This is a genomic window from Paenibacillus sp. FSL K6-2859, from assembly GCF_038008265.1.
Lineage (GTDB): Bacteria > Bacillota > Bacilli > Paenibacillales > Paenibacillaceae > Paenibacillus_AQ > Paenibacillus_AQ nitricinens.
Genome location: NZ_JBBOYU010000001.1, coordinates 1,809,865 through 1,823,751, shown reverse-complemented (window position 1 = coordinate 1,823,751; position 13,887 = coordinate 1,809,865). Strand labels below are relative to the sequence as shown.

Below are 13,887 nucleotides of genomic sequence, written 5' to 3'. Positions count from 1 at the left end.
TTATTTATTGGATATGCATCATGATATTGCGGATCGCTTCAAGCGGAGCTTTGGACTGTCTATCATAGGTGAGCAGTCCGTTGATTTCCTGCTCGACATCCGTCAGCTGAGTATAGCAATAACCTTGGATCACCGGGGAAGTGAACATCGGGTCAACCACTGCCTTGAGCTTCATCAGGAAATCCTCTTCGTTCTCTGCCCCAGAATAACCCCAGCCCTCCCACTCGCTTTTCTTGAAGGCAATTCCACCAAACTCGGATACGAGAATCGGCTGGCCTTGATACGAAGCTCCACCGACGAATATTTTGCGGTTGGCCGGCATCGCATTTACAGAAGATTCTGCCGTGGCATATCTCTCCTCCAGTACTTCCTGATGGCTCTCATAGTCATGAATAGTTACAAGATCTGTAGTCATATGCTCCCACCCATCGTTATACACAACAGGTCTCATCCCATCCAAGGATTTCGTTAAATGATACATTGCCAATCCGTGCTGCTGCTGGCGTGTATCAATCTGGACATTGGGAACGCCCCAGCTCTCATTAAGCGGAACCCAGGTCACGATACAAGGATGGTTATAGTCGCGCTCAATGATCTCCTGCCATTCCTTCGTGTAGCGGCGCACATACGCCTCGGAATATTCATAAGCATTAGCCGCCTCACTCCATACCAACAGGCCGAGCTTATCACACCAATACAGAAACCGGGGGTCCTCTGTCTTCTGATGTTTTCTCACCCCGTTAAAACCCATTTCCTTTGTCAGCTGGGCATCACGTTTCAGCTCTTCGTCTGTAGGTGCAGTTAATATCCCGTCAGGGAAGTACCCCTGATCCAGCACCAGTCTCTGGAAATATGGACGGTTATTCAAGCATAGCTTGCCATTTTCAATCGACACCTTGCGCATGCCGAAATAACTCACTGCTTCATCAATTACTTCCTCATTTCGAAGCAATTGGAATTGAATATCATACAAATTCGGATGCTCAGGGCTCCATAAACGTCCAAGACCATGATCCGCAAAATCACCCAAGCCGATAGTCCGCAGCTGTTCAGCATTCAGGACCAAATATTGATCTTCTGCAATCACTTCACCGTCATACGATACCGTTATGCGCAGCTTGAGCTGCTCAGCAGACTTAAATCCTTGCAGAAATGTCCGAAGCCGTATTTCATTGCGGTCAATATCAGGTGTCATCATAGCTTTGCTCAGATGCACTGCAGACAGCGGTTCAAGCCAGACACTCTGCCAGATTCCGGTTGTGCGGGTATAGAAGATGGCAGCAGACTGTTCCAGCCAATATTGCTTGCCCCGCGGCAAAGTGACATCCCGGCTGAAATCCTCTGCGCGCAGTATAATAGTATTACTTCCTTTAATTAGCGAAGGAGTGATATCAGCCTGAAATGGCGTATGTCCGCCTTCATGCATGGCCACCAGCTGACCATTCACCCAGACTTTTGCCAAATAATCAACGGCACCGAAATGGAGGACAATCCTTTTCCCGTTCCAACCCTCAGGAACTTCGAAAGCTCTTCTATACCACACAACATCATGAAAGGAAGGATCTTCAATTCCGCTCAGCTTGCTCTGAAATGCAAAGGGCACTTGAATAGCCCGTGAAAATAGACCCTTAATGTCCGCCCGATACCATTGTTCTTCCTCACCGACATCTTCATCATCAAACGTAAAATCCCATTCTCCATTTAGGCTAAGCCAATCCTTACGGGCAAATTGGGGTCTTGGATATTCTGGACGTGGAACGGATGTGCTGCTCGCTTCTGTCAACATGGTGTACTTCACTCCTATTAATAATTCTATATAAGATGAACTTGGGGGTTTTGCCCGCTATCCTTTGATCGAACCTACGTAAACACCTTTAACAAAATATTTTTGCAAGAAAGGATATACCATTAATATAGGAAGCGTAGAAACGACGATCGCACAATACTTAACCAGCTCGCGGAAAGCCGTCTGGCTCTGGGCACTATCGATGACTACACCGCCTGCACTGCCGATCGAGGTTGCGGTTGCATCATTAGCTACTAATATTTCCTTCATTAATAGCTGCAGCGGGAACAGCTGTCTGTCCTTCAACAACACCATCGCATTAAACCATGAGTTCCAATTCCCAACTAAATAGTATAAAAAGATTACAGCCAGCGTAGCTTTGGACAGCGGCAGAATCACTTTCGTTAAAATATGGGCCTGACTTGCCCCGTCAATGGTAGCCGCTTCTTCCAATTCCTGCGGAATGGCTTGAAAGCTTGTTCGTAAAATAATAATGTTCCATGTACTTAAAGCACTTGGCAAAATCATAGCCCACAAATTATTGTACAAACCAATATCCTTCATTAATAGGAACCAAGGAATCAACCCGCCACCAAAGAACATGGTGATTGTAATCAGGATCATGATGAAGTTTTTGAAATACAAACCTCGTCTGGACAATACATAAGCTCCCAGAATGGTCATGATCATGTTGACTAATGTGCCTAACCCTACATATATAATCGTGTTTTTATAGCCGTTGATCAGACTGTTATCTTTAAACACCAGCTTATAGCCATCCAAAGTAAACCCCAGCGGTCTTAGCAAGATTCCTTTATGGGCAACTAATGAGCTAGGATCACTGACGGAAGCAAACAATATATGCAGGATAGGATAAAAGCACACCAGCGTTAATGCGGTTAATAAGGCATACAGTGAATAGTCGAATATTCTGTCCCCTGTGGATCTATGCTTTCTGATTTTTTTCGATTTAGGCTGCAGATTATCTTTCATGGCTGTCCCTCTTTCTTACCATAAGCTGGCCTCGGATCTGCGTTTGGCTATACTATTGGTCATCCACAGTAGCCCGAAGTTAACAATCGAACTGATTAACCCCACCGCCGTAGAATAACTGAGACTGGCTTCTCTTAAGCCGCGACGGTAAACATAAGATGCAATGACATCAGCAGTATCGTAAATCAGAGGATTGTATAGCAGAATAATTTTCTCGTAGCCGGATGACATTAACCCTCCAATTGCAAAAATGAACAAGATGATGATCACCGGGCTAATCTGCGGCAATGTAATATGCCACATTTTCTTTATTCTTCCTACGCCATCGATTTCAGCTGCTTCATATAAAGAAGTATCAATTGAGCTCATCGCAGCGAGGTAAATGATACTGTCCCAACCAATGCTCTGCCAAATGCCAGAGAATGTATAAAGCGGCCGGAAGAAAGAAGAATATCCGAGCAGTGAAGAATATTCTTTTCCGGTAATAAATTGCAGGATTTGCGTAATAATCCCTTCATCCGCAGCAAAAATATGGATGATCCCGCAGACAACCACGAGTGAAATAAAGTGAGGCATATAGGTAATGGTTTGAACGGTTTTCTTAAACTTAGCCCCACGAATTTCATTCAGCATTAAAGCTAAAATAATCGGCGCTGTAAATCCGAAGACGATTCCCCAAACATTAAGCAGCAAGGTATTCTTAACAACTCTCCAAAAATACGGACCTTGGAAGAAATCAATAAAGTGCTTGAACCCTACCCACTCGCTCTGGCCAAACCCCAGCAGGGGTTTAAAATCCTTAAAAGCGATCATAACCCCCCACATCGGCCCGTAGCAGAAAATCAGGAACCACGCCACTACAGGAACGGCCAACAGATATACAAACCAGTTTTTTTTCAAATCTTTCTTAATCACTAGCTTGGTATTTTTAGGTTTAGCGAACTCAGGAATCGGCTTTATTTCTCTATTTTTTCTTAATATCTCCATAAAACAACCACCTATCGTTTGTTATATCGATCTAAGGCTGCCTGATGGATATTTAAGAATTCATCCAGTCCCATATTCTGAGCTTCTTTCAAGAACTTATCATAGGCATCAACCGACAATTCTCCCATTACAATCTTTGCAAAATACTCTCCACGTAGAGTTGACAATTGGTTACCAAGTTCAGCTTCCCGTGAGGCCTCCTCTTTGGTAAAGGAAATCGGCGGCATGGCCATGCTGGTATCCATATTCTCAGTCCAGTATTTCCGGATATCTCCGGAGTAGCTTCCTTTGGTAGCAATCAGCGGATTGGCATGATGCTCGTCACGGATATTCGGCCAATTATGCATACGGTATTTGAATAACGTAGTCGATACCGGCTGACCTTCAGGATCCTTATAGATATAGCTGTTCTCCGGATAATAAGGCATTCCCGCCTCATCAATTAGATGTACCGTTCCATACTCGCCAAAGTTAATCAATTCCCAGCCCTTTTTACTGTAATTGAAATCAAGCCAGGCCATTGCCGCTTCCACATTCTCACTTTGGGTAGTGATCGCAGCTTCGGTCCCTGCTCTTTTAAAATTCTTGTATGTGGTAGCAGATTTATCCCCTTTATTCAGAACCGGGTTCAGCGCCCCCACAAAGTCGATTCCGCTTTGCTCTTTCCAATAACTCCACATCGTATCCGGAGAGTCCATCATCACAGCGGTGTCCCCCGAAATAGCGCTGGCCATTCTTTGGTTAAAATCTGCCGTCGCCCAGTCCGGGTTCAACAATCCTTCTTTGTTCCATTGCTGCATAGTGGTCAAATATTCCTTAGCTTTCGGCTGCGCCGGCCCCCAGGCTACTTTGCCGTTCTTATCAAGGAAGGTCCAATCCCAAACTCCATAAGCACCATTTATGATGCCGGTGAAGATCTGCCCATAAGTCGATCCGTAATTGAGTGGAGCTTTGTATCCAACTTCCTTTGCTTTTGTCAGGAAGGTATGCCATTCGTCAATCGTATTTGGAACCTCAAGCCCAGTTTTATCCAGTGCCTCCTGCTTAATCAACGTCCCAAACCAAGTCCACTCCGAGTATGGGGCAATCCCATAAAAACCGAGCAGCTTGCCGTCATCCGTGACCGTGGTTTTTCTTCTTGATTCATCCGAATTGCGCCACTTCGTATAGTTCGGAGCATTTTTTTCCATCAGATCAGTCAGATCGATATAAGCACCGTCATTTACACCTGCTTCAAGTCCCCCTGGGTAGCGTCCCGGCTCAATGATAATGTCTGGCAGATCACCGGAGGAGATCATCAACGTAAAGGCATCCGCTTCCTGGCCGATTGGCGGCGTGATGAAGTTTACTTTGATGCCCGTCAATTGCTCGACCTGCTTCTGGACGGCATGATTGTTCATATCCGGAATATTAGAATTCGCAGGCATCCATACATCCAGAACCACATCACCTTTAACAGGGTAAGCTGAGTAATCATTTGGAATGACTTCATCGAAGACGTCGCCGAGGTATGTATCATTCAAGGAATGATTAACTTCGTCGATTTGCTCTTGGGTTGGGGCTGTATTGCCGCGTATGTCCGCGCTGATATCTGTAAAATCAACCGGGTCTTTGGCTGTGCTCTCTTTCTCTTTGTTGTTGGAGACACCTTTATCCGCCCCATTGTTTGCACTGTTGCCACTACATGCTGTTACAGTCGAAATGATCAGTATTAACACAAATAAAAGACTAAAATAACGCTTTGCATTGTTCTTCATACTTAACCTCCCACTATAAAATATTTGCCACAACGCCTTAAGCAAATCCAAAGCTTGGAACCACGCCCTTTTTGCCACGTAGATAGCTCCCCTTGATTAATACAGTTTTTCTGTATCTCAGATCGAATTATAAGCATCCAAAATCAAAATGTCAACGCTTTCATACAATATTTTTGTAACCTTATGGACTTTCCTCAAATAAATATATGACTATATCACACTACAAATCTATTAAAAAACATACCAGCAAAACTATAGATTTATGAAATAACCCTTACCAATCAGGCGTTTTCCGTCAATCATTATGGACAATGATTAAAAATATCCACATTAAATGAAAAGGCCATTCATTACAGTTTTCCTGTAATGAATGGCCTTTTCTATCTTGATTTTATGTTTTAATGTTACTCTCCCGATGGCGCAGTCTGAGCAAGCGTATCACTACAAGGTACCCCAAAATCCGGTGTTCCATCCACATTCCAGCCAAATTTCTGGATACGGGTTGCGCGTAAAGACACATCCGCTCCAGCGGAAGGAAGCGCATGATAGACTATCCAATCTTCCTCGCCGTCAGGAGATCGGGTGAAACTATTGTGTCCCGTAGCAAAAATCCCGTTCTCTACACTTTTGCAGAATACAGGTGACATTGATTTCTCCCATGAGAGCGGTTGCAAAGGATCTGCTGCTTCGCTCATGGTGAGCATACCTAGTGCGTAATCCTCAGACCACGTCGTACTGGCCGAATAAACCATGAAAATACGATTGTTTCGCTGCAAAATAACCGGACCTTCGTTAATCGCCATGCCACCTTGCTTCTCCCATGACAGAGTTGGAGCTGTGAGCAGATGTTGCTCACCTTCCAAGGTCCATGGATTACTCATTCGCATAATGTATATGGCTGACCCATAATCAGGGAAATGACCATATCCCGCATACAGAAAGTACAGCTGTTCCCGCAAAGTCATTACTGTTCCATCCAACCCTGAGACAGGTGTCTGCAGTGCACCTCTCCATACCCACAGTCCTTCCAGCGGATTAGCCGTTTCATTTTCCAGCACGCAAATCCGCCGAGACTCGTCGCCTCCTCCGTCATTCGCAGTGTAGTAAATGTACCATTTGTTATCCAAATGATGAATTTCCGGCGCCCACAGATTGTAACTGTAGGTGCCCCCAGGTTCGGGAGACCAGATCACTTTCTTGTCACCCTCTGCAAGACCGGTCAATGTTCTAGATCTCGTCAGCTCCAGACATTTACCTTTCGTTGCCATAAAGTAATAATAGCCATCGGTATGTTTGAATACCCACGGGTCTCCCGAGCTTGCTACAATTGGATTTAAAAAAGTTGTACGCTGTGACATTCTCTTTTCCTCCTTAGCTATTCATCCCCGTACAAACAATCTACCACGGCGGTAATTGTAGACGAATCCCGATTTTCCAGCACCTCCCATAAAATAATAATTCCCATCATACTCAGCTCTCCTAAAGTTGTCTAGAGTGGCAAATAGATCCATCAGAACCCTGATCTATTTCCAAATAAAGCACTTTCCTTACGAAAATGGGCTTTTCCTTCACTTCCCACGCTCTTCGTCAATCGACAAATCTCACATTGTCCGGTAGAAAAAACGTGCTCTTTGTGATAGACTCACTAATAACAATGACTTCTCCGTTCATTTTAGGCGGTAACTGTTTATACCAAAACAGCGGCTTTTTTTATAGAAACGGCATCGCTTTTCTTATTCAGGAAGCAGGTCCCCGTTCTTTCTATAAACCGTATATACGCAGGTCTTTGGAGTTCATTGCGTTAATGCGACACTATATTTGATTGAAATTCATTTAGGGGGGAATGTCATTATGGCAGCCAAGAAAATGCGTTCAGACATGATTAAAAAAGGCTTTGACCGTGCTCCACACCGTAGTCTCCTGCGTGCAGCCGGAGTAAAAGAAGAAGATTTCGGAAAGCCGTTTATTGCGGTCTGCAATTCCTATATTGATATTGTTCCAGGTCATGTGCATCTTCAAGAGTTCGGTAAGATTGTTAAGGAAGCGATTCGTGAAGCTGGCGGCGTTCCTTTCGAATTCAATACGATCGGTGTTGATGACGGTATCGCAATGGGACATATCGGTATGCGTTATTCCCTGCCAAGCCGTGAGATCATCGCTGACTCCTTGGAAACTGTCGTTTCCGCGCATTGGTTCGATGGCATGGTCTGCATCCCTAACTGCGATAAAATCACACCAGGCATGATGATGGGCGCATTGCGCGTCAACATCCCGACCATGTTCGTAAGTGGCGGTCCAATGAAAGCCGGCGTAGACAGTAAAGGTAAAAAACTCTCCCTTACCTCCGTATTCGAGGGCGTAGGTGCTCATCAAGTTGGAAAAATCAATGATGCTGAGTTACTTGAATTAGAACAATTCGGTTGTCCTACCTGCGGATCTTGTTCAGGAATGTTCACTGCCAACTCCATGAACTGCCTTGCAGAGGCACTTGGACTGGCATTGCCAGGTAATGGTACCATCCTAGCTGTAGCCGATGAGCGCAGAGAATTTGTACGCAGATCTGCTACTCAACTGATGGAATTGATTAAGTTGGACCTTAAACCAAGAGATATCGTAACTAAAGAATCACTCGATAACGCGTTTGCACTGGATATGGCAATGGGCGGTTCTACTAACACAGTACTGCACACCCTTGCCCTGGCTCAAGAAGCTGGTATCGATTATCCGCTTGAACGCATTAACGAAGTGGCTAACCGGGTTCCTTATTTGGCGAAGCTGGCTCCAGCATCCGATATTTTCATTGAAGATGTGGACCGCGCAGGCGGCGTTAGTGCCGTCTTGAATGAATTGCTGAAGAAACCAGGTGCTCTTTACGGAGACTGCATGACAGTTACCGGCAAAACATTAGCCGAGAACGTAATCGGTCATGAAATCCAAGATACTTCCGTCATTCATAAGATCGATAATCCTTACTCCGAAAGAGGCGGTCTCGCCGTCCTATACGGCAACCTGGCTCCAGAAGGTTCCATCATTAAAGTAGGTGCAGTTGATGCTTCTGTTGGTGGATATCACAAAGGTCCTGCGATCTGCTTTGATTCCCAAGAATCCGCACTCGAAGGTATCGCTAACGGTAAGGTTAAAGAAGGTCATGTAGTCGTTATTCGTTATGAGGGTCCAAAGGGTGGACCGGGTATGCCGGAAATGCTAGCTCCTACTTCGCTAATCGTGGGGATGGGTCTTGGTGCTAAGGTCGGTCTGATTACAGACGGACGTTTCTCGGGGGCTTCCCGCGGAATTAGCATCGGTCATATCTCTCCAGAAGCTGCAGAAGGCGGTCCAATCGCTTTTGTTGAGGATGGAGACATCATTGAACTGGATCTCAACAACCGTAAGATTGAATTGCTGGTTGAAGAAGAAGTTTTGGCGGTTCGCCGTACCGGCTGGAAAGAGTTTGAGCCTAAAGTTAAGACTGGTTACCTGGCTCGCTATTCCAAAATGGTTACCAACGCAAGTAACGGTGCAGTCCTGAAGATTTAATTAGCAAACCCGAATTCTAGTTGTTCCTTGCATACAAGAGCAGTCTACCTTAGATAATCTATGGTCGGACTGCTCTTTTTTATTGGACACAAGAAAAAATGCCCCACAATCCATTGCTGGTTTGTGAGGCATCTATATTACGGCTCATTATAAGTCTAAATAATATCATGAATCAATTCGTTACTGTTGCTCCTGGTAATTCCACTTCTGTGAGTGAATCGTTAAGCGACAATGCTTCCTCTTGCTGTGGTTTACGCTTCCTTACCGACCTTTCATCATGAGGCAGTTGCTTATTCATCTTCTTGAATAATTCTGAGACAGGCATCAGGATTAGCTTCGGTACAAGTACCTCACTACGCTCCTTGAGCCTAGCACCACCATCTGGATGAATTACACTTAACAGGATCTTTAAGTAAAACTTGGTGGAGCGTGCGAATATGCCATCGGGCAAATCATGTACACTAAAACCGAATTTCTCTGGCCCACGGTTAATCATACTAACACCATAAAGTGCTTTGGCTTGCGCGAGGTTTACATCATCGGCAATAACTTCTGCTAGCATCGGTAACCCTTTCTCCATTCTGCGGATCATTCGAATCGCAAGTTGAGCAGAAGAACGAGAATGAATACCTAACTCGAATAATTGCCTGTTATCAATATGCAGCTCAATGACTTTATCACCTTTACTCAGCAAGGTTCCATCACCAAGTTCAACAGGTTCTCCCTGATATTTACGCATTCGATAATGCATGAACGGATCGGCCGGGTTAATCGTCTTGAGCTGGAACAATACTTGGAATACCTGCTCCCAAGCCAACCAGAGTCCGACCAGTACTCTTTTACTAAAGGATAACCGCCGAATCGGTGATTTCTCCGCCATTTTGATCATGTCGTCCACTCGAATACTGCGCAATCCTCTTTTTTGGGCCTCCTGCAGCGTCAGTTCAAGAGCTATAAGCATATTCTCGGGTGCGCCCGGATCGGCACCTAATGTTGTGCCACTATCATGCAGCAGCATCACTTCACCGGGGTTCAATCGCGCCAGCATCTTCTCAGTGAGACGCTGCGCACCAAGCTTCTCACGCCAATCTCCAAACATTACCGACCATAGAACAATTTCAACTTGGCGACGTTTGGAAATATCGAATAAATTAACAATCCCCCAAGGTGGACGGTAATAAGTACTACGCTCGCCTATTATGTTATAGATAATATCATTCGTGCGCTGAATCTGCCGACGAACGGTTGCGGGCCGCATGAGCCAGTTCGTCTTGTGAACATAATTATGAATTCCAATAAGATGTCCCTCTCCATGTATCCGCCTAATAAGATCCGGATAACGTTCAGCGTTAGATCCTACTACAAAAAAGGTAGCTTTTGCATCGTACTTCTTCAATAAATCCAGAAGTAACGGCGTAAACCGAGGGTCAGGCCCATCATCAAAGGTCAACGCAAACTCATTTTGCCCAGTTCCTTTACGAAAGACACGAAAACCAAAAATGCGACTAATCATACCAGGGATAAAAGCATAAAAAGTGGAGATATAAAATAACCAGAGCAGCAAAGTCTGCATATGAATTCCTCGCTTTTCCAGAGTTGACTTTGGCTCGCCTTACGTCTGCAAGCAGAACCTGTGATACGGCCAAGTGAAGTTAGTTAAAAAATACGTTACCCCCTATTTTAACACATGTATCAAAGAAATAGACGGTTTTTACGTAAAATCATGTACAATGTATTCAAGCTGACCTATCAACTTAATTAAAAAGGGAGTTGTTTATATCTATGCTGCCGTTGTACAAAAAATATTGGCGCACGTTCTTCGACATTGGATTAATTGTCCTCACGGTCTATCTGGTTATGTTCGCCTTCAGTAAATTGTATCAGTTAGCTGCACCTGTATTCCTATCTTTTTTTGTATTTTTGCTTATTGAACCACTTGCCCGTTTCTTGAACCGGCGCGGACTTGCCAAACCCTTCGCTTCGGCGATCTCAGTGCTGCTATTCCTAATCATTCTTCTAGGTACGTTATTTGGCGCTGGACTATTGGTCACCATCCAAGCTCTTCACTTTCAAGAAAACCTTCCTAAATATACATATGTGGTACAACAACATTTCGTAGAATCCACAACCTATCTTCAGCAAAAAATCAATAATTTGCCGCCGGATATTACCGACAAAGTAAATGGATACTTTAAAGATGCCACGAATGTCCTTACACATTGGCTTGTTACTTTTCTAAAGTATATGGTCGGTGTGCTCGGATCCTTCTCCTCCTTCATGGCTAATTTTGGGATCGCCATTATTTTAGCATTTTTCCTTAGTATGGAGATTAAAGATTGGCGCAAGGTTGCCCATGACAAAATGCCAAAAACATTTAAAACCGCTTATGCCTTTTTGCAGGGCAACGTCTTCAAAGCCATCGGCTCTTATTTAAAAGCCCAGCTTATTCTGATTAGCATTACCTTTGTTATCGTACTGGTTGGCTTATTCATACTAAGGACCGGTAACGAAATCACTATGGCGCTTATCTGTGCTGTATTTGATGTCTTACCGCTCCTTGGTGTAACGACGATTTTAGTCCCTTGGATCATCTACCTGTTTATTGTTGGTAATACCTCTTTAGCCATCGGTTTAATCGTACTCCTGGCGATTGTATTGATTGTAAGACAACTGCTTGAACCGAAGATTACCGGGAATTCGATCGGCGTATCATCTGCTTTTCTGATGCTGTCCTTTGTCATTCTGTCCACATCCGCTTTCGGTATGGCCGGTCTGATCCTGTCGCCGATTCTGCTTATTCTGATCAAAGAACTAATTCAACAAGGATATCTTCAGAGCTGGATCTATTTGCCTCAAGAGGAGTTTATCGTTTCGCCCTTTGCTGCAAATGGCCCTTCATCTAAGGGCAAGGCCACTGCTACTCCTCCGGAGCCTCAAGCTTCTGTAGAAGATGATAATAAATCAAATATCTGACCGAACAGCTTAATGGCAAGATGCGGACTATCGGGAGCGACATTCTCTACAGCAACTGATACAGCATATCTTGGGTGATCATCCGGACCGTAGCCGATAAACCATTGATTATTGCGTGCTACGCCCTTAACCAGCGTCTGTGCTGTCCCTGATTTACCTGCAAGAGGCCAGTGTGTGCTTTGTAGACGGGCTCCCGTTCCATCAGTCACAACTTTGCGCATCATAGACAGTAACTGGCGGGCTGTAGACTCAGAAATCCTCCCTGCAGAAGAAGGGGACAGATGTCCCGGCAGATCCTCCAGCTTCTGCCCGTTGGCAAATGTGACTCGCTGCAGAATCCTTGGCGCTCTTACTTCACCTCCATGCAGTAGCGTTACAATAAGATTAGCTGCTTGTAGAGGGGTTACTTGTACATCTCGCTGTCCAATTGCAGTCTGCACCCTGGCTCCCTTGTCATCCGGCAGTAAGGTAGTAAAGATGGTTCCCTTTTGCTCTCCGGATAGTGGTTTTAGAATTGGAAACCCAAGCGTCTTCTCGGCTTGCCAGCTGATATCTCTACCGAGTCCTAGCGCCAGTGCAGTCGATTGAAGCTGGATACCGCTTAAGCGCTCTGCCAGAGCAGCAAATACAGTATTACAGGACACGGCGAATCCTTGCGCCAGCGTAAGGGGGCCGTGTCCTTTTCCTGTCATACAAGACAAACCATATTTCTCGTATTGCCCTGAACAATAAAAAAGCTCATCAGCGGAGGTTATACCTGCTTCTAACGCCGCGGCGGCTGTAACGATTTTGAAGATCGATCCAGGAACGGCAGCCTGGAGTGCCCGATTGTTCCATTCCCCTCCTTGCGGAGATACCTTCTCTGGATTATAGAAGGGTAAAGATACCATGGCTTCAATATCGCCCGTCCCGGTATCTAACACCACTATGGCTCCTTCCTTCATTCCGGATTTGAGCGCAAGCTCCTCAATTCCCTCCTGAAGCTTCTTATCAACCGTTGTATATAAAGAAAGAGGGAAATATGGATTGCCCGGAGCTTTAACTTGAATGGGACTGCCTGGAAGGCGATTCCCACGCGCATCCACTTGAACATATGCTTCCGTGTGTCCTACCCCTTGAAGCAAAGGCTCTAATGTCTTCTCTAAACCGTCCGTTCCCGTCATAGGAACTCTAAGACCCGTAGGAGAAGCTTTAGCTCCAGCATGCATAGTGGCTTCCGATAAATAGCCTAGCCATTGCCGACCTGAAGAAATTCCATCATATCTGCGTGCGAAAGGGAGCACGCCTACTCCGTCGATCCCCAGTGTACTCACTTCTTCTGCCTGTGCCTGAGACAACGCGAGTGGTCCTTTTCCCACTGAAGATGGCCATAGCAAAGGTTCTTTCAGTGACGACCGCTTATTTAACAGTTGTTCATAGCTGACACCCAGAATCTCCGCCAGTCGGTGCATGGGTTTAGCTTCTTCGTAAACAACCTTCGTCACAGATTTCTTAGCCATCTCCTCTTGTGGAAAAAAAGCCGCTGTCCAAATGGTTTCCCCCGCAAGAGGCTCATTCTTGCGGTCATACAGACGTCCCCGACCGCTGTCCAGTACAGTTTCCCGTTCACTTTGAATTTCCGCCATCTTCGCAAGTGTATATTTTGTTCCAGGAACCTTCTGTTCCTTCATAATTAGTTGAACCCACGCCAGCCTAAGGATCAACACGGCTACAGCCGCAGATAAAATAAGAAGACCGCTGAATACACGCCGATGTTTGTTATTACGCAATGTCTTCCCTCCTGAGCAGAATCCACACCTATTATGTCCTATCTACATCCATTAGAATCGCCATAAAATGTTCATTACAACATCA

9 protein-coding genes are annotated in these 13,887 nt (G+C 45.1%); 2 read left to right on the top strand and 7 right to left on the bottom strand.

What is annotated here, in order from left to right; genetic code table 11:
- Nucleotides 1-4 precede the first annotated feature (4 nt).
- The 5 genes from MHB64_RS07955 to MHB64_RS07935 form a co-directional block, all read right to left on the bottom strand.
- Nucleotides 5-1,786: a glycoside hydrolase family 2 protein gene (locus MHB64_RS07955; protein ID WP_094870590.1), complete on the bottom strand. Its 1,782-nt coding sequence runs from the start codon at nt 1,784-1,786 to the stop codon at nt 5-7.
- A 57-nt stretch (nt 1,787-1,843) separates the two neighbouring features.
- Nucleotides 1,844-2,779 (bottom strand): carbohydrate ABC transporter permease, encoded by a 936-nt coding sequence (locus tag MHB64_RS07950; protein ID WP_094870589.1) that lies wholly within the window; start codon nt 2,777-2,779, stop codon nt 1,844-1,846.
- A gap of 15 nt (nt 2,780-2,794) precedes the next feature.
- On the bottom strand, nt 2,795-3,766 hold the full coding sequence (locus tag MHB64_RS07945; RefSeq protein ID WP_094870588.1) for an ABC transporter permease: 972 nt from the start codon (nt 3,764-3,766) through the stop codon (nt 2,795-2,797).
- Between the two features lie 11 nt (nt 3,767-3,777).
- Nucleotides 3,778-5,523, bottom strand: coding sequence for an extracellular solute-binding protein (locus MHB64_RS07940; protein ID WP_094870587.1), 1,746 nt, complete (start codon nt 5,521-5,523; stop codon nt 3,778-3,780).
- Between the two features lie 404 nt (nt 5,524-5,927).
- Nucleotides 5,928-6,881, bottom strand: coding sequence for a glycoside hydrolase family 43 protein (locus tag MHB64_RS07935; protein ID WP_341134115.1), 954 nt, complete (start codon nt 6,879-6,881; stop codon nt 5,928-5,930).
- Between the two features lie 493 nt (nt 6,882-7,374).
- Here MHB64_RS07935 and ilvD point away from each other — a divergent pair, with 493 nt between their 5' ends.
- Nucleotides 7,375-9,060, top strand: a complete 1,686-nt coding sequence (gene ilvD / locus MHB64_RS07930; RefSeq protein ID WP_094870585.1) for a dihydroxy-acid dehydratase — start codon at nt 7,375-7,377, stop codon at nt 9,058-9,060.
- Nucleotides 9,061-9,232: 172 nt separating this feature from the next.
- Here the strand turns inward: ilvD and MHB64_RS07925 are convergent, their stop codons facing one another.
- Nucleotides 9,233-10,633: a polysaccharide deacetylase family protein gene (locus MHB64_RS07925; RefSeq protein WP_094870584.1), complete on the bottom strand. Its 1,401-nt coding sequence runs from the start codon at nt 10,631-10,633 to the stop codon at nt 9,233-9,235.
- Between the two features lie 209 nt (nt 10,634-10,842).
- Here MHB64_RS07925 and MHB64_RS07920 point away from each other — a divergent pair, with 209 nt between their 5' ends.
- Entirely contained in the window at nt 10,843-12,033 is a 1,191-nt protein-coding gene (locus tag MHB64_RS07920) for an AI-2E family transporter (RefSeq protein WP_094870583.1), read from the top strand.
- Here MHB64_RS07920 and MHB64_RS07915 read toward each other — a convergent pair.
- A complete protein-coding gene (locus MHB64_RS07915; protein ID WP_341134114.1) occupies nt 11,994-13,802 on the bottom strand; it encodes a peptidoglycan D,D-transpeptidase FtsI family protein in 1,809 nt (602 codons plus the stop codon). The genes MHB64_RS07920 and MHB64_RS07915 overlap by 40 nt on opposite strands.
- Nucleotides 13,803-13,887: the final 85 nt, after the last annotated feature.